The sequence below is a fragment of the Pseudomonas sp. GW821-FHT09A09 genome, assembly GCF_059418405.1.
In genome coordinates this window covers 148,816-168,918 of record NZ_JBWKPU010000010.1, presented here as the reverse complement: position 1 = coordinate 168,918, position 20,103 = coordinate 148,816, and the positions used below count along the sequence as shown (strand labels likewise).

18 protein-coding genes are annotated in these 20,103 nt (G+C 61.3%); 7 read left to right on the top strand and 11 right to left on the bottom strand.

Annotated elements, in window-relative coordinates:
* Window positions 1–301: 301 nt before the first annotated feature.
* Window positions 302–1,153, top strand: coding sequence for a hypothetical protein (locus tag AC07OV_RS11460; RefSeq protein WP_495092264.1), 852 nt, complete (start codon window positions 302–304; stop codon window positions 1,151–1,153).
* An 88-nt stretch (window positions 1,154–1,241) separates the two neighbouring features.
* Here AC07OV_RS11460 and AC07OV_RS11455 read toward each other — a convergent pair whose 3' ends face one another.
* Both AC07OV_RS11455 and AC07OV_RS11450 read right to left on the bottom strand, forming a co-directional pair.
* The gene (locus AC07OV_RS11455) at window positions 1,242–2,828 is read right to left on the bottom strand and encodes an ABC-F family ATPase (protein ID WP_026083083.1); all 1,587 of its coding nucleotides are present in this window, start codon (window positions 2,826–2,828) and stop codon (window positions 1,242–1,244) included.
* Between the two features lie 142 nt (window positions 2,829–2,970).
* The gene (locus AC07OV_RS11450; protein WP_495092282.1) at window positions 2,971–4,209 is read right to left on the bottom strand and encodes an MFS transporter; all 1,239 of its coding nucleotides are present in this window, start codon (window positions 4,207–4,209) and stop codon (window positions 2,971–2,973) included.
* A gap of 154 nt (window positions 4,210–4,363) precedes the next feature.
* Here AC07OV_RS11450 and AC07OV_RS11445 point away from each other — a divergent pair, with 154 nt between their 5' ends.
* The gene (locus tag AC07OV_RS11445; RefSeq protein WP_495092263.1) at window positions 4,364–5,176 is read left to right on the top strand and encodes a class I SAM-dependent methyltransferase; all 813 of its coding nucleotides are present in this window, start codon (window positions 4,364–4,366) and stop codon (window positions 5,174–5,176) included.
* A gap of 136 nt (window positions 5,177–5,312) precedes the next feature.
* Here the strand turns inward: AC07OV_RS11445 and AC07OV_RS11440 are convergent, their stop codons facing one another.
* Window positions 5,313–5,699: a TIGR03067 domain-containing protein gene (locus AC07OV_RS11440; RefSeq protein ID WP_494998623.1), complete on the bottom strand. Its 387-nt coding sequence runs from the start codon at window positions 5,697–5,699 to the stop codon at window positions 5,313–5,315.
* Between the two features lie 289 nt (window positions 5,700–5,988).
* On the opposite strand from AC07OV_RS11440, the gene lpxO reads away from it, so the two are divergent.
* Window positions 5,989–6,888 carry a lipid A hydroxylase LpxO gene (gene lpxO, locus AC07OV_RS11435; protein ID WP_494998622.1) on the top strand — a complete coding sequence of 300 codons (900 nt, stop codon included), beginning with the start codon at window positions 5,989–5,991 and terminating at the stop codon, window positions 6,886–6,888.
* A gap of 22 nt (window positions 6,889–6,910) precedes the next feature.
* On the opposite strand, the gene ligD is transcribed toward lpxO, so the two are convergent.
* Together ligD and ku are read right to left on the bottom strand one after the other, a co-directional pair.
* On the bottom strand, window positions 6,911–9,379 hold the full coding sequence (gene ligD, locus AC07OV_RS11430) for a DNA ligase D (protein WP_495092262.1): 2,469 nt from the start codon (window positions 9,377–9,379) through the stop codon (window positions 6,911–6,913).
* Window positions 9,380–9,394: 15 nt separating this feature from the next.
* A complete protein-coding gene (gene ku / locus AC07OV_RS11425; protein WP_495092261.1) occupies window positions 9,395–10,228 on the bottom strand; it encodes a non-homologous end joining protein Ku in 834 nt (277 codons plus the stop codon).
* Window positions 10,229–10,412: 184 nt separating this feature from the next.
* Between ku and AC07OV_RS11420 the strand changes: the two genes are divergently transcribed.
* Window positions 10,413–10,730 carry a hypothetical protein gene (locus AC07OV_RS11420; protein WP_176998157.1) on the top strand — a complete coding sequence of 106 codons (318 nt, stop codon included), beginning with the start codon at window positions 10,413–10,415 and terminating at the stop codon, window positions 10,728–10,730.
* A gap of 22 nt (window positions 10,731–10,752) precedes the next feature.
* Window positions 10,753–11,910, top strand: a complete 1,158-nt coding sequence (locus AC07OV_RS11415; protein ID WP_495092260.1) for a PQQ-dependent sugar dehydrogenase — start codon at window positions 10,753–10,755, stop codon at window positions 11,908–11,910.
* A gap of 30 nt (window positions 11,911–11,940) precedes the next feature.
* On the opposite strand, the gene AC07OV_RS11410 is transcribed toward AC07OV_RS11415, so the two are convergent.
* On the bottom strand, window positions 11,941–12,420 hold the full coding sequence (locus AC07OV_RS11410; protein ID WP_495092259.1) for a nuclear transport factor 2 family protein: 480 nt from the start codon (window positions 12,418–12,420) through the stop codon (window positions 11,941–11,943).
* A gap of 54 nt (window positions 12,421–12,474) precedes the next feature.
* Window positions 12,475–13,038, bottom strand: coding sequence for a TetR/AcrR family transcriptional regulator (locus AC07OV_RS11405; RefSeq protein ID WP_495092258.1), 564 nt, complete (start codon window positions 13,036–13,038; stop codon window positions 12,475–12,477).
* 125 nt (window positions 13,039–13,163) lie between these two features.
* On the opposite strand from AC07OV_RS11405, the gene pssA reads away from it, so the two are divergent.
* Entirely contained in the window at window positions 13,164–14,507 is a 1,344-nt protein-coding gene (gene pssA / locus AC07OV_RS11400; protein ID WP_494998616.1) for a CDP-diacylglycerol--serine O-phosphatidyltransferase, read from the top strand.
* 63 nt (window positions 14,508–14,570) lie between these two features.
* Here pssA and efeO (AC07OV_RS11395) read toward each other — a convergent pair whose 3' ends face one another.
* Genes efeO (AC07OV_RS11395) through efeU form a run of 4 tightly spaced genes read right to left on the bottom strand, consistent with a single transcriptional unit; the run spans window position 14,571 to window position 18,793 of the window.
* Window positions 14,571–15,389, bottom strand: coding sequence for an iron uptake system protein EfeO (gene efeO / locus AC07OV_RS11395; RefSeq protein WP_176998162.1), 819 nt, complete (start codon window positions 15,387–15,389; stop codon window positions 14,571–14,573).
* 26 nt (window positions 15,390–15,415) lie between these two features.
* A complete protein-coding gene (gene efeB, locus AC07OV_RS11390) occupies window positions 15,416–16,720 on the bottom strand; it encodes an iron uptake transporter deferrochelatase/peroxidase subunit (protein WP_176998163.1) in 1,305 nt (434 codons plus the stop codon).
* Window positions 16,721–16,734: 14 nt separating this feature from the next.
* Complete coding sequence (gene efeO / locus AC07OV_RS11385; RefSeq protein ID WP_495092257.1) at window positions 16,735–17,937, bottom strand: iron uptake system protein EfeO; 1,203 nt, start codon at window positions 17,935–17,937, stop codon at window positions 16,735–16,737.
* Between the two features lie 10 nt (window positions 17,938–17,947).
* Entirely contained in the window at window positions 17,948–18,793 is an 846-nt protein-coding gene (gene efeU / locus AC07OV_RS11380) for an iron uptake transporter permease EfeU (RefSeq protein WP_495092256.1), read from the bottom strand.
* Window positions 18,794–19,013: 220 nt separating this feature from the next.
* Here efeU and AC07OV_RS11375 point away from each other — a divergent pair, with 220 nt between their 5' ends.
* Window positions 19,014–20,048 carry an AraC family transcriptional regulator gene (locus AC07OV_RS11375; RefSeq protein WP_495092255.1) on the top strand — a complete coding sequence of 345 codons (1,035 nt, stop codon included), beginning with the start codon at window positions 19,014–19,016 and terminating at the stop codon, window positions 20,046–20,048.
* The last annotated feature ends 55 nt before the right edge of the window (window positions 20,049–20,103 follow it).

Below are 20,103 nucleotides of genomic sequence, written 5' to 3'. Positions count from 1 at the left end.
TCGATTGTCTCGGCGGCGCCTGGGCAGCCGATGGAGTGTACTCCACATCTGATACCAAACTGATACCAGACTGACACTGCTCTGAACTGTCTCGATGGCGCCACGCTTCGGATACTAGCGCACGACGCCTGACCTACACTGGTTGCGCGAGCAGCATGTACCGTACCGCTCAGATGACAGTGCGGCGAAGTCAAGGAAACGCATCGCCGATTCGGTCTGAACGCTGGGTCGGCGACATTCAACGGGCGGCAGGCCATCGCCGTCTCTGCTGTCTCACCCGAACCCTGGTGGTGCAATCACGATGCAAACCTTCAACTGTGTGCCTTTTATCGGCGATGGCGACGAGGTCGATCTCGACACCCGTAGCTTCCCGTTCCTGTACAACGACCACGGCTTGGCGCGCCTCAAGCCCGCTGCAGAAGGCCGGCTGATCCAGCTGGCGCCGCAGAATCCCGAACTTGCACTCGGTGCTCTTTACACAGATGTCACTTGGGAACCGAGGGAAATCCCCACTGGCAGCGGCTCCTATACCATCAAGTCATTCGACTTCCACGCCCGGGAAGTCCGTTATGAACCGATGTGGGCCACTGAAGAAACAGCGGAAGCTTTCGGCATGACCTTGCTGCGCAGTGGTGAGTGCATCCACTTCGACCATGCGCAACTGATCCTTGGCCAGTACACCTATGGCAAATGGGCCGGGCACCAATCGCCCTACCTGGGGCCGGCTCGCCAGCGCGAACTGCTGACCTACAACCCGACAGACTTGGAGTACCACGCTTTTCCCCACGCCTTCTTTTCCCGCCATGGCCGGCTGCCGCTGGTGATCAGCGTGGCGCGCTGGCGGCCCTTCGTCGAAGAAATCCGCCTGGCCGACCTCTGGGTTCGACCCGGAGACGCGCTGGTGCTGCCACCCCAGTACTTTCCCGAGGCCCCATTGCTCGGCGCGCCCGCTGAGCAAAAGCGCTTGAAGGTCGTTGATATGCACGGTAATCGAAACTCGGCGCTCGCTTGTTGGTTCAAGGAGGGCGACGACGCGCTGTTGACAGAAACCATCCTGGCCAATGCTGACTTGATGAAGTCGGAAGCCGGCAGGCCGCACTATCACGAGGAACGAGCCCCGACCCGGCATGAAACACCAGAGGGTTTTCTCTAAAACTGCCTGAGCGATGGATTGGCCAATAAAAAAGCGCCAACGTTGCCGTTGGCGCTTTGCAAATGCGTTGCCTTGAAACGGGCGGTGCTTAGAACACCACGCCTTGGCTGCGCAGGTAGTCGTCGTAGGTGCCGCTGAAGTCGATCACGCCGGTGGCGCTCAACTCGATGATGCGGGTGGCCAGGGACGATACGAACTCACGGTCGTGGCTGACGAAGATCAGCGTGCCCGGGTAGTTCTCCAGCGCCAGGTTCAGCGCTTCGATGGATTCCATGTCCAAGTGGTTGGTCGGTTCGTCCATGATCAGCACGTTCGGCTTTTGCAGGATCAGCTTGCCGAACAGCATGCGGCCTTGCTCACCACCAGAAATCACCTTCACCGACTTCTGGATCTCGTCGTTGGAGAACAGCATGCGACCCAGGGTGCCACGGATCATCTGCTCGCCTTGGGTCCATTGGCCCATCCAGTCGAACAGCGTCACGTCGTCTTCGAAGTCATGGGCATGGTCCTGGGCGTAGTAGCCCAGTTCCGCGGCGTCGGTCCACTTGACGCTACCGGCATCCGGGGTCAGTTCGTTGACCAGGGTGCGCAGCAGGGTGGTCTTGCCGATACCGTTCGGGCCGATGATCGCCACGCGCTCGCCAGCTTCAACCTGGAAGCTGAAGTCCTTGAACAGCGGCTTGCCGTCGAAGCCCTTGGCCATTTTTTCGACCATGACGGCCTGGCGGTGCAGCTTTTTGTTCTGCTCGAAACGGATGAACGGGCTCACACGGCTCGAAGGCTTGACCTCAGCCAGCTGGATCTTGTCGATCGCCTTGGCGCGGGAGGTGGCCTGCTTGGCTTTCGAGGCGTTGGCCGAGAAGCGGCTGACGAAGGATTGCAGCTCGGAGATCTGCGCCTTCTTCTTGGCGTTGTCCGACAGCAGTTGCTCGCGGGACTGGGTCGCCACGGTCATGTACTCGTCGTAGTTGCCCGGGAACAGGCGCAGCTCGCCGTAGTCCAGGTCAGCCATGTGGGTGCACACGCTGTTCAGGAAGTGACGGTCGTGAGAGATGATGATCATCAGGCTGGAGCGCTGGGTCAGGATGTTTTCCAGCCAGCGGATGGTGTTGATGTCCAGGTGGTTGGTCGGTTCGTCGAGCAACAGCACTTCCGGGTCGGAGAACAGCGCCTGGGCCAGCAATACGCGCAGTTTCCAGCCTGGGGACACTTCGCTCATCGGGCCAAAGTGCTGTTCCAGCGGGATACCCAGGCCCAGCAGCAGCTCACCGGCACGGGATTCGGCGGTGTAGCCGTCCATTTCGGCGAATTCGGTTTCCAGCTCGGCCACGGCCATGCCGTCTTCTTCGCTCATTTCTGGCAGCGAGTAGATGCGGTCGCGCTCAGCCTTGACCTTCCACAGCTCTTCGTGACCCATGATCACGGTGTCGAGTACGGTGAATTCTTCGTAGGCGAACTGGTCCTGGCGCAGTTTACCCAGGCGTACATTCGGCTCCAGCATGACCTGGCCGCCGGACGGGTCGAGGTCGCCGCCGAGGATTTTCATGAAGGTCGACTTGCCGCAACCGTTGGCACCGATCAAACCATAACGGTTGCCGGCGCCGAACTTGACCGAGACGTTCTCGAAGAGCGGCTTGGCGCCGAACTGCATGGTGATGTTAGCTGTGGAGATCAATTACTTTACCTATCAATGGGTTGCGAGCGTGGCGGCAGGAGCCTTCAGGCATGCGTCAACAGCGACATCAAGGCGCGAAACCCGGTCGCTGAGCAGAAAATTTTGGATGTGTGTTGGAATTTGGCGCGCATTGTCGCATATGTCAGGCGACAGTTGTATGGCAGGCGAACGATGGTTTCGCCAAGGTCTCCGGCATGGCCAGCCATAACAGCGCCAGGGCGACGGCGGCCACGCCGGCCAGGGTCAGGAAAGCCGCGTTGTAGCCTGCCAATTGCACGACAAAACCCGCCAGGCTGCTGCTCAAGGCCGCGCCGAGGCCAAACACAGTCGAGAGCGCACCCAGGCTGACATTGAAGCGCCCGGTGCCTTGGGTCAGGTCCTTGACGATCACCGGGAACAGCGCGCCGAAGATCCCGGCACCAATGCCATCGAGCATCTGCACCGCCACCAGCCAGTAGGGGTCGCTGGACAGCGTATACAGCACGCCGCGCAACGGCAGGATCAGGAAACCGGCGATCAATAACGGCTTGCGCCCCCACACATCGGCCCGGGCGCCCACCAGCCAAGCCATCGGCACCATCACCAGTTGCGCGGCGACGATGCACGCCGAGGTCAGTGGCGTGGCCATTTGCAGGTTGATCTGTGCGAGTTTCTGGCTGACCAGCGGCAGCATCGCCGCATTGGCCAGGTGGAAGAGGGCGCAGCACACGGCGAAGAGCAGCAGGGGGCGGTTGCCCAGCAATACCTTCATGCCGGAGGGCTGTTCGTGATCCTGGGCATGGGCCGGGTCAAAACCCCGGGCGACTTCATGGTCGATGGCCGCTGCCGACACGCAACTGACCGCCACGACACTGGCCACTGCCATGAACGCCATCAGGTAAAACACCACCACCGCACCGTATAGGTACGCCAGGCCGCCGGCCAGCAAGGCGGCCACGGCATTGCCGGCATGGTTGAAGGTTTCGTTGCGCCCAGTGCGGCGTGTGAAGGCGCGTGGCCCGGTGATCCCCAGGGAAATGGCGGAAATCGCCGGAGCAAAGACCGACGCGGCCACCGCACTGGCGGCCTGGGTCAGCGCCACCCAACTGAATGCGCTGACAAACGGCAGCACCAGGCAACTGAGCGTCACCAGGATTGCGGCAATCGCGATCACTGCGCGCTTGCTGCGGGTGCGATCGATCAATGCGCCCGCAGGCCCTTGGGTGACCAGCGCGGCAATGCCGGCCAGGGTCATGACCACGCCAATGCTGGCCGGGTCCCACTTGTGGACTGCCAACAGGTAGATCGCCAGATAAGGCCCGAGGCCGTCACGTACATCCGCCAGGAAAAAATTCAGGCTGTCGAGGGACAAGGTGGTACGCAGGTCGGAGTGATGGGCCACGGCGAGGTCTTCAAGGGCAGCGCTCAGGGGCTGAACGCTCATTGGCTTAGTGACCTGTAGGCTCGGGGATTAGTTTCGCCATGCATAAGGGTTTTATCTGGCAGGCAATTGGCTTACTTTCCGAACCCCGCTTTATTCAAATCCTGGAGTCGCAATGGACATGCCCTCAGCCCAGCAGGCTATCACCCGCAACAAGGACGCCTGGGACGCTTCGGCCGAGCTGCACAAAGGCACCGCCACCTGGAACGCGCTGGTGGCGTCGGTCGCCCAGCCGGGGTTTTCGTGCCTGGACCCGACCATTACCGCACTGCTGCAAGACGTCGGCGTTGCCGGCAAGGACGTGGTGCAACTGTGCTGCAACAACGGCCGTGAGAGCCTGTCGCTGTTCGGGCTTGGCGCTCGTTCTGTGGTGGGCGTGGATCAGTCCCGAGCCTTTCTTCAGCAGGCGCAGGAACTCGCGGGCGTTTCGCCCCATGCCCCCGAGTTCATCGAGACCGATATTCACCATTTGCCGGAGCGCCTGCTTGGCCGTTTTGATGTCGCCCTGGTGACCATCGGCGTACTGGGCTGGATGCCCGACGTGGCGCTGTTCATGCGTCACGCGGCGAGCACCTTGAAGCCGGGCGGCACATTGGTGATCTACGAGACCCATCCGTTTTTGGAAGTGTTCGACCCTCGAGCCGACAACCCGCTGTTGCCTGCCAGTTCGTACTTCCAGCGCGATCCTTTTGTGCTGCAGGAGTCGATTGTCTACGAAGGCACCGCCGAGAAGGCCGGGCCGACGTCCTATTGGTATGTGCATACGCTGGGGAGCATCGTCAGCGGCGCGGTTGCGGCGCAGCTGCAGATCAGCCACTTGCAGGAGTACCCGCACTCCAATCGTGAAGAACTCTACGATCAGTACGAGCACCAGAGCGCGCAACTGCCACTGTGCTTCACCCTGACCGCCACTAAACGGTCCGTGTAATTCACTGGCGTGCAGGCAAAAAAAGGCCCGCGAGAGTGGCGGGCCAAGGGATTCACTGGAGTAGGTAGGTTTCACCCTATAGGTGGGAACGTGAAGGCCTTGTGAAAAGGGTGTCGCAAATTCGGATGTGTATGGGTCACCGGCGACGTACGAAGGTTCGCATGGTCTGACCCGGCCCGGTGCTGAATTCGGCCGGCCTGGGCATGCCTTCATCGGCGGCAATGAATACGAAGTCATCGCCTTCAAGGCGGTAACTGGCGGGCAGTTGTTTGCCGGCGTCTTCGCCGATGGCGTCCACCCAGGTAATGCTTTTAGGGGTGGTGCTGCTGTCCAGGGAAAAGTGGCCGGCCAACAACACTTCGCCTGCGGTGGTCCGCACTTCGAAGCTGTCACCGCAGATGATCGTCACGGCACCAGGCGCGCTATGGGCGTCGACCGGGTTCAGCACACCACTGTCTTCAAGAGCGGTCTGTTCCCAAGTACCCTGCAGGGCTTGAAAATCCAGGTCGGTGCGGGACGACATACAAATTCCTTTTTGCAGTAAGGGGTTGCGGACAGTGCCGTATCGCGGCATTGCAAGGCAAGCGTTGGCATTGATCCAGCACATTGAATGGACAGGTTTTCACAATTCTTAGTTAACCTTTGGTTACAAACTGTGGCTAAATAACTGCCAATGGTGATGAACCGGTGCTCAATTAGCCGGTCGTGCCGCATAAATGTGAATTGTGATTTCAGGTGCTGCTTATTCAATCCTCGGCCGTCGTGGGCACGCAGGAGCAGCCTGTTCTCTCTACTGACGTGTGACGAATCCCTTGAAACTCATCATTGTTGCTCTCTACGTTGCCTCCATTGCGTATGTACACCTGCGTGGCCGGGTGCGACACAAGCTGGGTCGCCAGCTTAGCGATCACTCGACGTTCCTGGCGCCGATCAACTGCTTTCTCTACCTCTTCTCCAAGCAACCCAGCCGACCGTACCTGTCGCCCAGCGACTTTCCCGACCTGGCACCGTTGCAGGAACACTGGGAAGAGATTCGCCAGGAAGGCCAGAACCTGATGCAGGCGGGGGCGATCAAGCGCTCCGACCAGTACAACGACGTGGGTTTCAATTCCTTCTTCAAGTCGGGCTGGAAGCGCTTCTACCTCAAGTGGTACGGCGACAGCCACCCGTCGGCGATGAAGCTGTGCCCGCGCACCACCGAGCTGGTGCAGAGCATCGGCTCGATCAAGGCCGCGATGTTTGCCGAGTTGCCGCCGGGCTCCAAGCTGGTGCGTCACCGCGACCCGTATGCCGGTTCCTACCGTTACCACCTGGGCCTGGACACGCCGAACGATCCGGGCTGCTACATCAATGTGGATGGCGAAAGCTACTACTGGCGCGACGGCGAGCCGGTGATGTTTGACGAGACCTACATCCACTACGCCGAAAACACCACCGAGCAAAACCGCATCATCCTGTTCTGCGATATCGAACGGCCGATGAAGTACCGCTGGGCGGCCGCGTTCAACCGCTGGTTCAGCCGAAATGTGATGGCTGCGGCCGGTTCGCCGAACGATGATGGCGACAAGACCGGTGGTTTGAACCGGGCGTTTACCCGCCTGTACAAGATTCGTCTGCGCGGCAAGGAACTGAAGAAACGCAACCGTACGCGCTACTACCTGGAAAAATGGGCGATTTTCGCCGGCTTGGCGCTGATCTTCATCCTGATCTGAAGCGTGTTTGAGGCGCGACTCACTAAGGTGGTGTCGCGCCCAACTTGTCCCACATCTTCTTGCTCAGCTTCTGCCGATTGGCATACCCGGCCCACGGGTCGCCTTTCAAACCCTTCAAGCGTTCCTGCAGGTTGGCGACCGTCCACTGCTGGGCACCGCGCAACGTTTTCAATTCCTCACGACTCACCGGCACTGACACGGGAAGGCCCGGCCGCGCCCGCACCGAATAGGCCGCCACCGTGCTCGCGCCGCGTGCATTGCGCAGGTAGTCGATAAAGATCTTGCCGATGCGGTTTTTCGGCCCGGACGTGGCAGTGAAGCGCTCGGGCAACTGCTGCGCCATGAACTGCGCGATGGCCTTTGCGAAGGCTTTAACCGTGTCCCAGCCATCCCGGCGCGCCAGCGGCACAACCAGGTGCAAGCCCTTGCCGCCGCTGGTCTTGACGAATGCGTCGAGCCCCAGTTCATCCAGCACCGACAAGGTCAGTTGCGCCGCCTCCAGCATGGTCTTCCACGGCAGCGCAGGGTCGGGGTCCAGGTCGAGTACAAACAGGTCTGGCGTTTCGATCTTGTCCGAGGTGGCGCCCCAGGTATGCAGCTCTATGGCGCCCATCTGCACGGCGCCGACCAGGGCGTTCGCGCTGTCGATTTCCATCAGGCGTGCATGGCCAGGGTCCAGCGCCGGGTCCAACTGCTTGATGTGAGGAATGGCGAGTCGCTCGGCATGTTTTTGGAAGAACTGCTCACCGTCGATGCCTTCCGGAGCACGCAGCAGTGACACGGGCCGATGGCGCAGAAAGGGCAGCAGCCACTCACTGATCCCCTCGTAAAAGGCTGCCAATTGCTGTTTTTGCGTACCGCTATGTGGATCGATGACGCGATCGGGGTGGGTGATTATCACACCCGCGTCAGTTTTTTTGGCGTTGGAGGCTTTCAGCGACTTCGCTGCGCGCGGTTGCTCATGAATAATCTGTGACGCCGGCTTGTTGGTGCGCAATGCCACAAATGCGGCTTGGCGCACGATGCCTTCGCGCGTCCATTCGGTGAAGTGCACCTCGCCGACCAGCGCAGGTTCCACCCAATGCACGCCGCGTGCTTGAGTGCTGTTCAGCGGCGTTGCCAGTGGCGAGGCCTTGCACTCAAGCGATGTGAGCTGCGCGTAGATGGCTTTTAGCGAGGCCTGATCGAACCCGGTGCCGACGCGCCCGGCATACACCAGGCCCGTCGCGTCGTTCACCGCCAGCAGCAGGGCGCCGAACCCGGTGCGCGAGCCTTTGGGGCGCGTGTAGCCGACGATGACGAACTCCTGGCGCAAGCGGCATTTGAGCTTGATCCAGTCCGTGTTGCGACTGGACACATACGGGCTGCCCAGGCGTTTGCCGATGACGCCTTCCAGGGCCAGGTCGCAGGCGCTTTCTATGATGTCGCGCTGGTTGGCGACAAAGGCTTCGGAAAACCGCAGCAGCTTGCTGCGACTCGCGCCGAGTGCGGATTTGAGCGCCGCCCGACGCTCCTCGACGGGCGCCTTGCGCTGGTCCACTCCGCCCAGAAAGGGCGCATCGAACAGGTAATACACGATGTCCAGGCTGCGGCCGATATCAAAGGCGTTTTGCAACGCCTGGAAATCCGGCAGGCCATCACCATTGAGGCTGACGACTTCACCGTCGAGCCAACTGTCCTTGAGCTTGAGGGCTTGCAACGCCTTGACCTGGCGCGGCAGGCGCTCGGTCCAGTCGTGGCCGTTGCGGGTGAACAGGCGTACTTCGCCGTCCAGGATGCGGGTGAGCATGCGATAACCATCGAATTTGATTTCGTACTGCCAGTCACCGTCCGGCGCGCGATCGACCAGGGTGGCCAATTGCGGCGTGAATTGTTCGGGGAGGGTGATTGGCTTTTTTTCGCGCTTGGCCCGGGTTTTGGGTTTGCCGACTGTGGCGTCGCTGAGCACGCTTTTGGGCATGGCTTGGACGATGTCGTAATCAGCGGCAGGGCGTGCCTGCGGGTCTTTTTCCTTGATCAGCAGCCATTGCTCTTTGTCGCCACTGCCTTTGAGACGGGTGCGCACCAAGGCCCAATCGCCGGAGAGTTTCTCGCCGATCAGGGTGAATTTGAGCTTGCCCGCCGCGTAAGCCTTGTGCGGATCTTCATGGGGTTGCCACACGCCACGGTCCCAGACGATGACGTCCCCCGCGCCGTATTGGCCGGGGGCAATGGTGCCTTCGAAGCCACCATAACTGAGCGGGTGGTCTTCAACGTGTACCGCCAGGCGTTTCTGGCTCGGGTCCAGGCTCGGCCCTTTGGGCACCGCCCAGCTTTTGAGCACGCCATCGAGTTCCAGGCGAAAGTCGTAGTGCAGGTTGCGTGCGTCGTGTTTCTGGATCACGAATGACAGGGCCGACGTTTTGCGCTGGCGAGTGGGCGCGTTGCCCGCCGGTTCTGCCGTGATCTTGAAGTCGCGCTTGCGGTTGTACTCGCTCAAGGGCTTTGGCATGGGAGGTTCCGTGGCTCAGGAGGCTTTGGTGGCTTTCTTCGCGGCAGGCTTCTTGGCAGGTTTGCCGGCCAGGCTGCGCTTGAGCAGCTCGGTCAGGTCGATCACATCCGCCGATTTGCGCTCGTCGCTGCCTTGAGTGGTTTCCACGTCTTCGATCTTGCCGGCTTTGGCCTTCTTCGCCACCAGCGCCAGGATCTTCTCCTGGAAGCTGTCGCGGTAGTCGTCGGGCTGCCAGTCGGCGCTCATGTCCTCTACCAGGCGCTTGGCCATGTCCAATTCGCCTTTTGCCAGCTTCGGCTGGGTGACGTCGCTGCCCAATTCCAACTCATCCAGGCTGCGCACTTCGGCGGGCCAGCGCAACATCACCAGCACCAGGGCTGAATCCAGCGGCATCAGGGCGGCCAGGTGCTGCTTGGTGTGCAGCACCACATTGGCCAGCGCGACTTTGCGGGTTTTCTTCAGGGTCTCGCGCAGCAGGGCGTAAACCTTGCCGCCGCGTTTGTCCGGGGCGAGGAAGTAGGGGGTGTCGATGTTCTGCAAGGGGATCTGGTCACTGGCGACAAAGGCGATGATCTCGATGGTCTGGGTCGACTTGGGGTGCGCCGAGCGAATTTCCTCTTCGCTGAGCACCACATAGCGGCCTTTTTCGAAAGCCACGCCCTTGACGATGTTGTCTTTGGTGACCTCTTTGCCGGTGGTTTTGTTGATGCGCTTGTAGCCCACCGGGTCCATGCTGCGCTTGTCGAGCCAGTCAAAATCAACGCCCTGAGCGGACGTTGCCGACACCAGCGACACCGGTATATGGACCAAGCCGAAACTGATGGCGCCTTTCCAGATTGCCCGTGGCATGGCTGCGGTTCCTTGAACAGAGTGAGTGTTCAGGTGACCGGCAGGCGCTGGCAAAAGTTTCGGCGGGCAGATATGCGGACAGATCGTGTAACACCTAATGAGAAACTATTTAGTTACGAAAGCCGAACCCAAGGCGTAGCGTGTTATCGAAAGCACGTACTACTCGCCCCAGAGAGGCTTTGTCATGAACAGCTGTGTGCGTCATCTCGCAGTGCTGGCGTTGGGTATGGCACTCACGTCACTGGCCCAGGCGCAAAGCCTGCCCGGCAGCACCGATTCCAACAACAGCCCGATTCACCGGGCCAACCCCAACAGCATGCAGGGCACCCAGCCCAATGCGCCGGCCACGCGGGGCGTTCAGATCGGCCCGACCAGCCCCAGGCCCACGGTCGAGAACGGCGGTATCGGCAACCGTTATCCCAAGCGTGACGCCGCCCCCAGTCGCCCCGCGACCGAAACCAAAGCTCCCACTTTTGATGCCAACGGCAATCGCCGGCCTTGAGTGCCGGTAAGGACTTCGCCTTATGTTTCTACGCAAAACCCTTCTCGCCGCCGTGTGCGCAACGGCACTGCTGCCTTTGACGACGGTGCTTGCCGCCGATGCCCAGCAATTCCCCAGTGAGCAAGGCAGCCTTTCTGTCACGCCCATCGCCAAGGGCCTGGACCATCCGTGGGCCGTCGCGTTTCTGCCCGACAAACAAGGTTTCCTGGTCACCGAACGCCCTGGCCACCTGCGCTTTGTCAGCCCGGACGGCAAGCTGTCTGCGCCCCTGAGCGGCGTGCCGCAGGTGTGGGCCAAAGGGCAGGGCGGCTTGCTGGACGTGGTGCTGTCGCCCGACTTCAAGCAAGACCGCATGGTCTACCTGTCTTACGCCGAAGGCGGTGGCAAGGGCGGCACGGCGGGCACTGCCGTCGGGCGCGGGCGCCTGGCGGATGACCTGAGCGGCTTGAAGGATTTCAAAGTGATCCTGCGCCAGGAGCCCAAGCTGTCCACCGGCAACCACTTCGGCTCACGATTGGCGTTTGACCGCGACGGCTATTTGTTCGTGACCCTGGGTGAGAACAATGACCGCCCCACAGCTCAGGACCTCGACAAGCTGCAAGGCAAGGTGGTGCGAATTTTCCCGGATGGCCGCGTGCCAGAGGACAACCCGTTTGTTGGCCAGCAGGGCGTGCGCCCGGAAATCTGGTCCTATGGCCAGCGCAACCCGCAGGGCCTGGCGCTGAACCCCTGGAGTGGCACGATCTGGGAAAACGAACACGGGCCTCGTGGCGGTGATGAAATCAACATCATCGAGCGCGGCAAGAACTACGGTTGGCCGCTGGCGACCCATGGCATCAACTATTCGCTGACACCGATTCCCGAAGCCCAGGGCAAGGAACTGGAGGGCACCGTGCCGCCCCATCATGTCTGGGAAAAGTCCCCGGGTATCAGCGGCATGGCGTTTTATGACGCCGACCGCTTCAAGCCGTGGCAGCACAACGTGTTTATCGGCGCGTTGGCCAGCCAGGAACTGATCCGGTTGCAGTTCGACGGCGACAAGGTGATTCATGAGGAGCGCTTGCTCGGTGGCTTGAAAGCGCGGATTCGCGATGTGCGGCAGGGGCCGGACGGTTACCTGTACGTGCTCACCGATGAAGACAACGGCGTGTTGTACCGCGTCGGTCTTAATCAGGATTGAAAGCAGGGGCCGCAATGCGGCCCCTTCTTGTTACAACCCCAGCTCGGACAGCCCCGGCTGATCATCCGGGCGCCGGCCCAGTGGCCAGTGGAACTTGCGCTCGCTTTCCTTGATCGGCAGGTCGTTGATGCAGGCGAAGCGGTTGGCCATCAAGCCGTTCTCATCGAACTCCCAGTTTTCGTTGCCGTAAGAGCGGAACCAGTTGCCGGAGTCGTCGTGCCATTCGTAGGCATAACGCACGGCGATACGGTTGTCGGTGAACGCCCACAACTCCTTGATCAGCCGGTAATCCAGTTCCTTGGCCCATTTGCGGGTCAGAAAGCCTTTGGCTTCTTCGCGGCTGGTGACGAATTCGGCGCGGTTGCGCCAGTGGGTGTCCAGCGTGTAGGCCAGGGACACGCGCTGCGGGTCACGGGAGTTCCAGCCGTCTTCGGCCAGGCGCACTTTTTCGATGGCCGAGGCGTGGGTGAACGGCGGCAGCGGCGGGCGTGTTTCAGCGGTAGAGGACATCGGGCAGCTCCTGAAAACAATAACGGATTATCGAAAGTTGCTTGGCGTGCGGTTTCAAAGTCCCAATAACGTTCGCGCCATGCATTGCGCATCATCGGCAGCTGTTGAATCACCCATCACCAGGGCAACGGTAATGGCACCATCGATCAGGATCAGCAGTTGCGCGGCCTGCCGTTTCGGGTCGGGGGTGCCATGTGCTTGGCACAGTTCGCGTGCGTACTCGAACAGTTTCTGTTTGTGGGCCTTGGCCAACAGACGCACCGGGTTGTGCGGGTCGCCGGTTTCGCCGCTGGTGTTGATAAAGGCGCAGCCGCGAAAATCCGCCGAGCCGAACCAGGCCTTGAGCGCGCTGAACAGCGCCAACAGGCGCTCACCCGTGCCTTCGCTGCGTTCCACCTCGCCACGCAACCACTGCATCCAGCGCTCGTCGCGGCGCTGCAGGGCGGCAATCACCAACTCGTCTTTATTGGCGAAGTAACGGTAAATACTTTTGCGCGAGACACCGGCGGTTTTCACCAGAAAGTCCATGCCGGTGGCGGCGATGCCATGGCGGTAGATCAACTTTTCGGTGACGTCGAGGATGATGTCGCGGGTTTCGTTGCCTGTCATATCGTTCATGTGGCGTACAGTAGAACGATCGTTCTTCTTGGTCAATTAACTTTTTTCCATGCGCTGCTGCGAGACCTGAGCACCCCCATGGTGTAAGCTCGGGGCCTCTTCGGATTCGACCCATTGCGAGCCTTATGCCGTCGTTCTTCAAACGCTCCCTGTTGCCCAAATTGCGCGGTTTCCCACTTTCCAGCGATGCCATCGAGGTGCTGTCCGGCGCCGATGCGTTCCGCCGTTGCCTGTTGGAGAAGATCCCTCAGGCCACCCGGCGCATCTACATCGTGGCGTTGTACTTGCAGCAGGACGAAGCGGGGCAGGAGATCTACGACGCCCTGCACGCAGCCAAGGCGGCACGGCCAGAGTTGGACATCGTGGTGGTGGTCGACTGGTTGCGTGCCCAGCGCGGGCTCATCGGCGCCGGCAAGCAGCCCGGCAACAGCGCCTGGTACCAGGCGATGACCGCGTCCCACGCCAGCCAGGTGCCGGTGTACGGCGTGCCGGTGCAAACCCGCGAGCTGTTCGGCGTGCTGCACCTCAAGGGCTTCGTGATCGACGACAGCGTGCTGTACAGCGGCGCCAGCCTGAACAACGTGTACCTGCACAAATTCGAAAAATACCGCTTCGACCGTTACCACCTGATCCACAGCCAACCGCTGGCAGACTCCATGCAGCATTTGGTGGAGCACGGCCTGGTGGCCTCCAAGGCGGTCAATCGCCTGGATTTGCCCAACCCGCCCACCACCCGCAGTTTGCGCAACGATATCGGCGACTTGCGCAGCCGCCTCAAGCACGCGGCTTACGACACCACGGCGGGGCAATTGCCCTATGGTCACCTGTCGGTCAGCCCGTTGCTGGGGGTGGGCAAGAACAACCCACTGAACCGCGTGGTGCTGGAGCTGATCGCCAGCGCCCAGCACCAGCTCACCATTTGCACGCCGTACTTCAACCTGCCGTTGCCGGTGACGCGAGAGATCAACCGGGCGTTGGCGCGCGGCGTGAAGATCGACATCATCGTCGGCGACAAGACCGCCAACGACTTCTACATCCCGCCGAGCGAGCCGTTCAAGGTGATCGCGGCGCTGCCGTACCTCTACGAAATCAGCCTGCGTCGCTTCGCCAAGCGTCACCAGCCGATGATCGACAGCGGCCAGTTGAACCTGCACCTGTGGCGCGACGGTGACAACACCTATCACCTCAAGGGCATGTGGGTTGACCAGCGCTACACCTTGCTCACCGGCAACAACCTCAACCCCCGCGCGTTCCGCCTCGACCTGGAAAACGCCTTGCTCATCGATGACCCGCAGGGTGAGTGGCTGGCACCTCGACGCATGGAGCTGACGCAGATTTACCAGCACACCACGCGCATCGAAGGCTACCAGCAGCTGCAAACCCTGCTGGACTACCCGGAAGCGGTGGGCAAGTTCCTGCGCCGGGTCAGCCGCGTACGCATTGAGCGCTTGCTGTACCGGATTCTCTGATTAGCGGGCAAAAAAAGACCCGGGCCCTGTCGAAGGGCCCGGGTCTTTTTTTTGCGCTGCGGCTTAGTTCAAGCCCAGCTTGCCACGCAGGGTGGACAGGTCTTCAGCCAGGGTGTTGACCGGGCCAACCAGGGCTTTACGGTCGTTTTCCTTGACCTTGTCATAGGTCTCGAAACCACCGTCCTTGGTCTTGTACTTGGCCAGGATCTTGTCCACGGTGGCGAAGTTCTTGTCGACCTTGGCCAGGAAGGCTTTGTCTTGCTTCTCGATCTGGCCACGGAACAGGTCGACGATTTTCTTCGCGCCGTCGATGTTGCCCTGGAAGTCATACAGGTCAGTGTGGCTGTAGCGGTCTTCTTCGCCGGAGATCTTGGTCGCGGCGACTTCTTCGAGCAGGGCTGCGGCGCCGCCCACGACTTTCTCAGGTGGGAAGGTCAGGCCATCAACACGGGTCTTGAGGTCGTTGACGTCGGTGTTGAGCTTGGCGGTCAGCGTTTCCAGGCCTTTGGTGGTGTTCTGCGAGAACAGCACGTATTCGATGCGGTGGAAGCCGGTGAAGTCTTCAGCGGTCACGCCTTTTTCGTGGTCATCAACACGGGAGTCGATGGACGCGTCGAGGTCGCTGAACAGCTCGGCGATCGGCTCGATGGACTCGTAGTGCACGCGGGTCGGTGCGTAGAGCTTCTTGGCGGTGGCCAGGTCGCCCTTGTTGATGGCGTCGGTGAAGGCTTTGGTCTGGGTGACCAGCTCGCCGATTTCTTCGGTCACGTAGATCTTGTAGTCCGAAACCGGGCCTACCAGGTCCAGCGGCGCGGTGGCGGCGAAGGCTGCCAGCGGCGAAAGGGACAGCAACAACGACAACGCAATAGTCGACTTCTTCATGGGACAGTTTCCGCTCTGGGTTTATTTTAGGTGTTGGCAGTGGTTTGAGGGTGCGTTGCAGCGAGCAGCGTGCGCCCAAGGAAATCCTTGGGCCCCGTGACGCCCGGCAAGGTGAAGAAGTACCCGCCGCCCACCGGCTTGAGGTATTCCTCCAGAGGCTCGCCGTTGAGCCGGGTTTGTACGCTGATGAAGCCTTTCTCCAGGTCAGCCTGGTAGCAGATGAACAGCAGCCCCATGTCCAGCTGACCGTTTTTATTGACGCCGTTGGAGTAGTTGAACGGCCGACGCAGGATCAGGTTGGCCTGGGTCTGCGGGGTGCGCGGGTTGGCCAGGCGGATGTGGGCATCGAGCTTGGTCAACTTGCCTTCCGGGTCCTTGCTGTAATCCGGCACCTGGGTTTCCTTGTCGCCATCCATGGGCGCGCCGGTTGGTTTGACGCGGCCGATGATGCTTTCCTGTTCTTGCAGGGGCGTGCGGTCCCAGCGCTCGACGAAGTTACGGATGATCCGCACCGCCTGGTAGCTGCCATGGGCAGCCCAGGCCGGTTCGTCGCTGGTCGGTTGAACCCAGACGATCTGGTCCATGGCCTTGTCGTCGGTGGAGTTCGGGTTGGCCGAACCGTCACGGAAACCGAGGAAGTTACGTGCGCTTTGCGCAGGCTCGCCCGGTTTTGCGGGGGCCTGGGGCGGCACGCTGCCTTCCTGTTTCCAGCGCACCAGCAGCAGGTCTGGCAGGTTCTTCACGATGTCGCGCAGGGCGTGGATGTTGGTGTCTGGCGTGTTGGAGCTGAACTGCAGGCTCAGGTCGCCGTGGCACTGCGCAGGCTCCAGCGCGTCGTTGGGGAAACCGACCATGCGGCTCAGGCGCTTGGGTTTGACGGCGGTGAGGCCGAAGCGCTCATCGAACAGCGATTCGCCGACGGACACGGTGATGGTCAGGTTGTCCGGGGTGACCACCGGGCCGAGGATGCCCGAGTCGGTCGGCGGCAGTTTCGGGTCGACCTGGGGCACGGTGCCGCCGGTCATCAGGAAGCTGATGCGCTCGTTCAGGGTGCGGAACAGGCGCTCCAGGTCTTCCCGGTCGCTGGCCAGCACGTCAAACGCCACGACCATGCCGCAGGCCGGGCGCGGCGTGACGATGCCGCTCTGGTGTTTGCCGAAGAAGTCGTGGTGGTCCTGGGTCTTGTCACTGCGCGGTGCGGTGGTGACTTGCTCGGCAGCAGCGGCCATGGCCGGGCAGGTCAGGGTGCTGCCGGCAATCGCCGCGCCGGTGGCGGCCATGCCCAGCAGGACACGGCGGCGCTGAAGGTTAAGCTGTTCTGAATCACTCATCTGTGCGGTCGTCTTCACTGCAGGCCGGAAAGGCCAAGGGCGGGGTCGATTCCATCGAGTGCAACGGCCAGAGTCTTGGCCTTGTCGGCGATCTGCTTGCGCTGATCGGCGGTAACGCTGTCGTACGCGCTGTAACGGTTATTGACTTTGAAACCCGCGAGTTCGCCATCGAACGCGCTGAGAGCGCTGTCGATTTTCGGCAACAGGTCGGCGGCGGATTTGGTCAACAACGGACGCATCAGCTCGACCACTTTATGGGCGGCCTCAAGATTGGCGGCAAAGCCGTTCAGGTCGATATGGCTGTAGCGTTCTTCTTCACCGCTGACGGCGCGCACATCGGCAAGGCTATTGAGGTTGCGCACCACAATGCTCACCAGCTGCTCGGGCGGCAGGGACTGGGCCAGCAGCTGTTGCTTGAGGCTGGTCACGTCGGCGACCAGGCGCTGCGCAACCGGCGCCAGGCCGTCGAGGCTGCGTTGCTGGAACAGGCTGTATTCGAGGCGGTGGAAGCCGCTGAACGCTGGGTCCTGCTCGCGTTTTTCAAAGTAGTCGGCGCGGGCGTTGATCGCGTTGTCCAGCTCTGCCAGGCGTTGGGACGCCGGGGCCAGGCGCTGGTAGGCCTCGCGGGCCGGCACGTACAAGGCTTGCGCCTGGGCCAGGTCGCCGGCGTCGATGGCTTGCTGCAGGGCCGTGGCGGCCTTGATCAATGCGCTGCCTTGGCCGCTCAGGTACACGCGGAATTCCGACAGCGGGCCAATGAACGCCACCATCGACGGTTTCGCTTTGGCCTGGGCGTCGGACTCTGCCGTTGGCGTGACGTGCAACGTGCCCCGTGGGTTGCTCAACAAGCCACAGGTGATGGCGTAGTCGCCAGGCAACAGGTTGGCGTTGATCACCTGGCTGAGGCCCGGGGCGATGTTTTCGCGTTCTTCGATCACCAGCACGCCGTCGAGGATTTCCCATTCCACCGCCCGGTCGGAGCGGTTGATGATGCGAAAGCTCGCACGCCCGGCGGGCACGGTCAGCTCGTTGGGCTCGCACGCGTGGCCGTGGATGGTCACGGCGATTTCGTTGTGGTTGGTCTGGCGTTTGGCGGCGGCCAGCTGTGAGGCGTAGTAGAACAGGCCACCGGCGGCGATCATCACGACCACCGAGCCGGCCACCGCCCAGCGCAGGGCGCGAGGAGGTGAAGCCGGTTGAGGGGTTGGGTTGGACAAGAGACGGTCCTTACTGGCTGGAAACGGAAGTCGGTTTGGCGACAGGTTTGGCAGGGGCCGAGGGCAGGAAAAACATCACCAGGGCCACCACCAGGTAAATCAGATAAGCACCCAGGGTGCTGACGGTCGGTGCCTCTTGATAGCCGAACATGCCGGCCAGCACCGAGCCCAGCGGGCTGTCCATCGGCAGCGCAGCGCTGAAGTCAAACAGCACGGTTTGCAGGTGGTTCCACACCCCGGCTTCGTGCAGGGCCTGGACCGAATTGGCCAGGATGCCGGCGGCGACCACGAGGATGAACAGGCCGGTCCAGCGGAAGAACGCGCCGAGGTTCAAGCGCATGCTGCCGGAATAGATCAGGAAACCGACCACAATCGCCAGGATCAGGCCGAGCAGGGCGCCGATGGGCGCGCCGGGGCCTTCGCTCTGCTGGAACACGGCCAGCAGGAAGAACACCGTCTCCAGCCCTTCACGGGCCACGGCGAAAAACACCATGGCAATCAGCGCGATCACCTGGTGCTTGGAACCGGCCAATGCGTGGTCAAGGGATTCGTGCAGGGCATGCTTGATGGAGCGCGCCACCTTGCGCATCCAGAACACCATTGAACTCAGAATGCCCACGGCGACCAGGCCGACCAAGCCTTCGAACAGTTCCTGTTGTTTCTGCGGGAACTCGGCGCTGACCAGCTCCAGGCCCCCACCTACCAGCAAGGCCAGCGCGGCGGCGAGGAACACGCCGATCCACACGGCAGGCATCCACTGGCCGCGGCCGGTCTGCTGCAGGTAACTGGCGATGATGCCGACGATCAATGCGGCTTCAATGCCTTCGCGCAACATGATTAAAAAGGGAACAAGCATTCGGCACCGCATCGAGACTGGATAGGATGCTAATTTGTAACATAATGATACTCATTACTAAACAAGCAATTTTGACCTTTACTGAACGTTGACTGAACGGCCCGCCAAACGGCCGTCGCGCGGCATTGGGTCACCGGGTGACGGGGTTACGCCTACTTTTTTGTAAGCCGAGTCCCTAAGATGGCGGCACTCCACGCTACACAGGGCCCGGAACGCGCCAATGTCCGAAAAAGACACCATCTCCATTCACCTTGTCCGCGAGGCGTTGCTGCAAAGCTGTGCGCCCGGCTTGGCGACCACCGAAGTGCTGAACAAGGTGGGTATCGACCCCGCCTGGCTTGACCTGCCCCACGCCCGCGTACCGGCAACGGCGTATGCGCGCCTGTGGCGTTTGCTGGCCCGGCGCCTGGACGATGAATTCTTCGGCATGGACCCGCGCAAGCTCAAATCCGGCAGCCTGGAGTTCCTATGCCGTGCCGCCATGGCTCAACCGACCCTGGCGCAGGGGCTTGAGGCGGGCCTGGGGTTTTTGTCGTTGATGCTGGATCACCTGCCGGCCCAGTTGGTGCGCCAGCAGAGCCTGGCCGAGATTGTCTTGCTTGAACCCGAACCACAGCCCAAGCGCGCGTTTACCTACTTTGCCTATTGGATGATTGTCCACGGCGTGGCGTGCTGGCTGGCGGGGCGGCGCATTCCGATCCTGGCCATCGAGCTGCGCAGCCCTCAGCCGGATTTTTGTGATGACTACCAGGTGATGTTTTCTGACAACCTGCGGTTTGATCGGCCACGCACGCGGATGATTTTTTCTGCGGATTGCCTCGACGTGCCCATCAAGCGCACACCGGAAGAACTCAAGCGTTTCCTCGCCCATGCGCCGGCCAATATTCTGGTGAAGTACCGCGATCCCGACAGCCTGGCTGCTCGGATCAAACACGACCTTCGGCAGTTGCCCCCTGACACTTGGCCGGAAACTGAAGGCTTGGCCGCCAACCTGTGTATTTCTGCCTCTACCTTGCGTCGTCGTTTGGCGGAAGAAGGGCAGACCTACCAAGGCCTCAAGGACAGCGTGCGCAAAGAGCTCGCCATCGTCTGGCTGGCCGAACCGCAGGTCAGCTTTGCCGAGATCGCCACGAGGCTTGGGTTTGCCGATGCCAGTTCGTTCTACAAGGCCTTTCGCAAATGGTCCGGGTCCAACCCGGGGCACTACCGCAGCTTGATTCTGAACGAGCCGACGCGCCCTCATTTCGGCAACTGAATGCAGCCTCGTTTGGGCAACTCAACGCGTTCACCTGTAGGAGCCGGCTTGCCGG

Excerpts from the sequence above, each read along its gene's own strand:
- efeO (WP_176998162.1), bottom strand. The coding sequence starts at position 15,389 with ATGAAGAAGTCGACTATTGCGTTGTCGTTGTTGCTGTCCCTTTCGCCG.
- AC07OV_RS11445 (WP_495092263.1), top strand. The coding sequence starts at position 4,364 with ATGGACATGCCCTCAGCCCAGCAGGCTATCACCCGCAACAAGGACGCC.
- AC07OV_RS11410 (WP_495092259.1), bottom strand. The coding sequence starts at position 12,420 with ATGTCCTCTACCGCTGAAACACGCCCGCCGCTGCCGCCGTTCACCCAC.
- AC07OV_RS11405 (WP_495092258.1), bottom strand. The coding sequence starts at position 13,038 with ATGAACGATATGACAGGCAACGAAACCCGCGACATCATCCTCGACGTC.
- AC07OV_RS11440 (WP_494998623.1), bottom strand. The coding sequence starts at position 5,699 with ATGTCGTCCCGCACCGACCTGGATTTTCAAGCCCTGCAGGGTACTTGG.
- AC07OV_RS11460 (WP_495092264.1), top strand. The coding sequence starts at position 302 with ATGCAAACCTTCAACTGTGTGCCTTTTATCGGCGATGGCGACGAGGTC.
- efeB (WP_176998163.1), bottom strand. The coding sequence starts at position 16,720 with ATGAGTGATTCAGAACAGCTTAACCTTCAGCGCCGCCGTGTCCTGCTG.
- AC07OV_RS11415 (WP_495092260.1), top strand. The coding sequence starts at position 10,753 with ATGTTTCTACGCAAAACCCTTCTCGCCGCCGTGTGCGCAACGGCACTG.
- AC07OV_RS11375 (WP_495092255.1), top strand. The coding sequence starts at position 19,014 with ATGTCCGAAAAAGACACCATCTCCATTCACCTTGTCCGCGAGGCGTTG.
- ku (WP_495092261.1), bottom strand. The coding sequence starts at position 10,228 with ATGCCACGGGCAATCTGGAAAGGCGCCATCAGTTTCGGCTTGGTCCAT.
- AC07OV_RS11420 (WP_176998157.1), top strand. The coding sequence starts at position 10,413 with ATGAACAGCTGTGTGCGTCATCTCGCAGTGCTGGCGTTGGGTATGGCA.
- ligD (WP_495092262.1), bottom strand. The coding sequence starts at position 9,379 with ATGCCAAAGCCCTTGAGCGAGTACAACCGCAAGCGCGACTTCAAGATC.
- pssA (WP_494998616.1), top strand. The coding sequence starts at position 13,164 with ATGCCGTCGTTCTTCAAACGCTCCCTGTTGCCCAAATTGCGCGGTTTC.
- efeU (WP_495092256.1), bottom strand. The coding sequence starts at position 18,793 with ATGCTTGTTCCCTTTTTAATCATGTTGCGCGAAGGCATTGAAGCCGCA.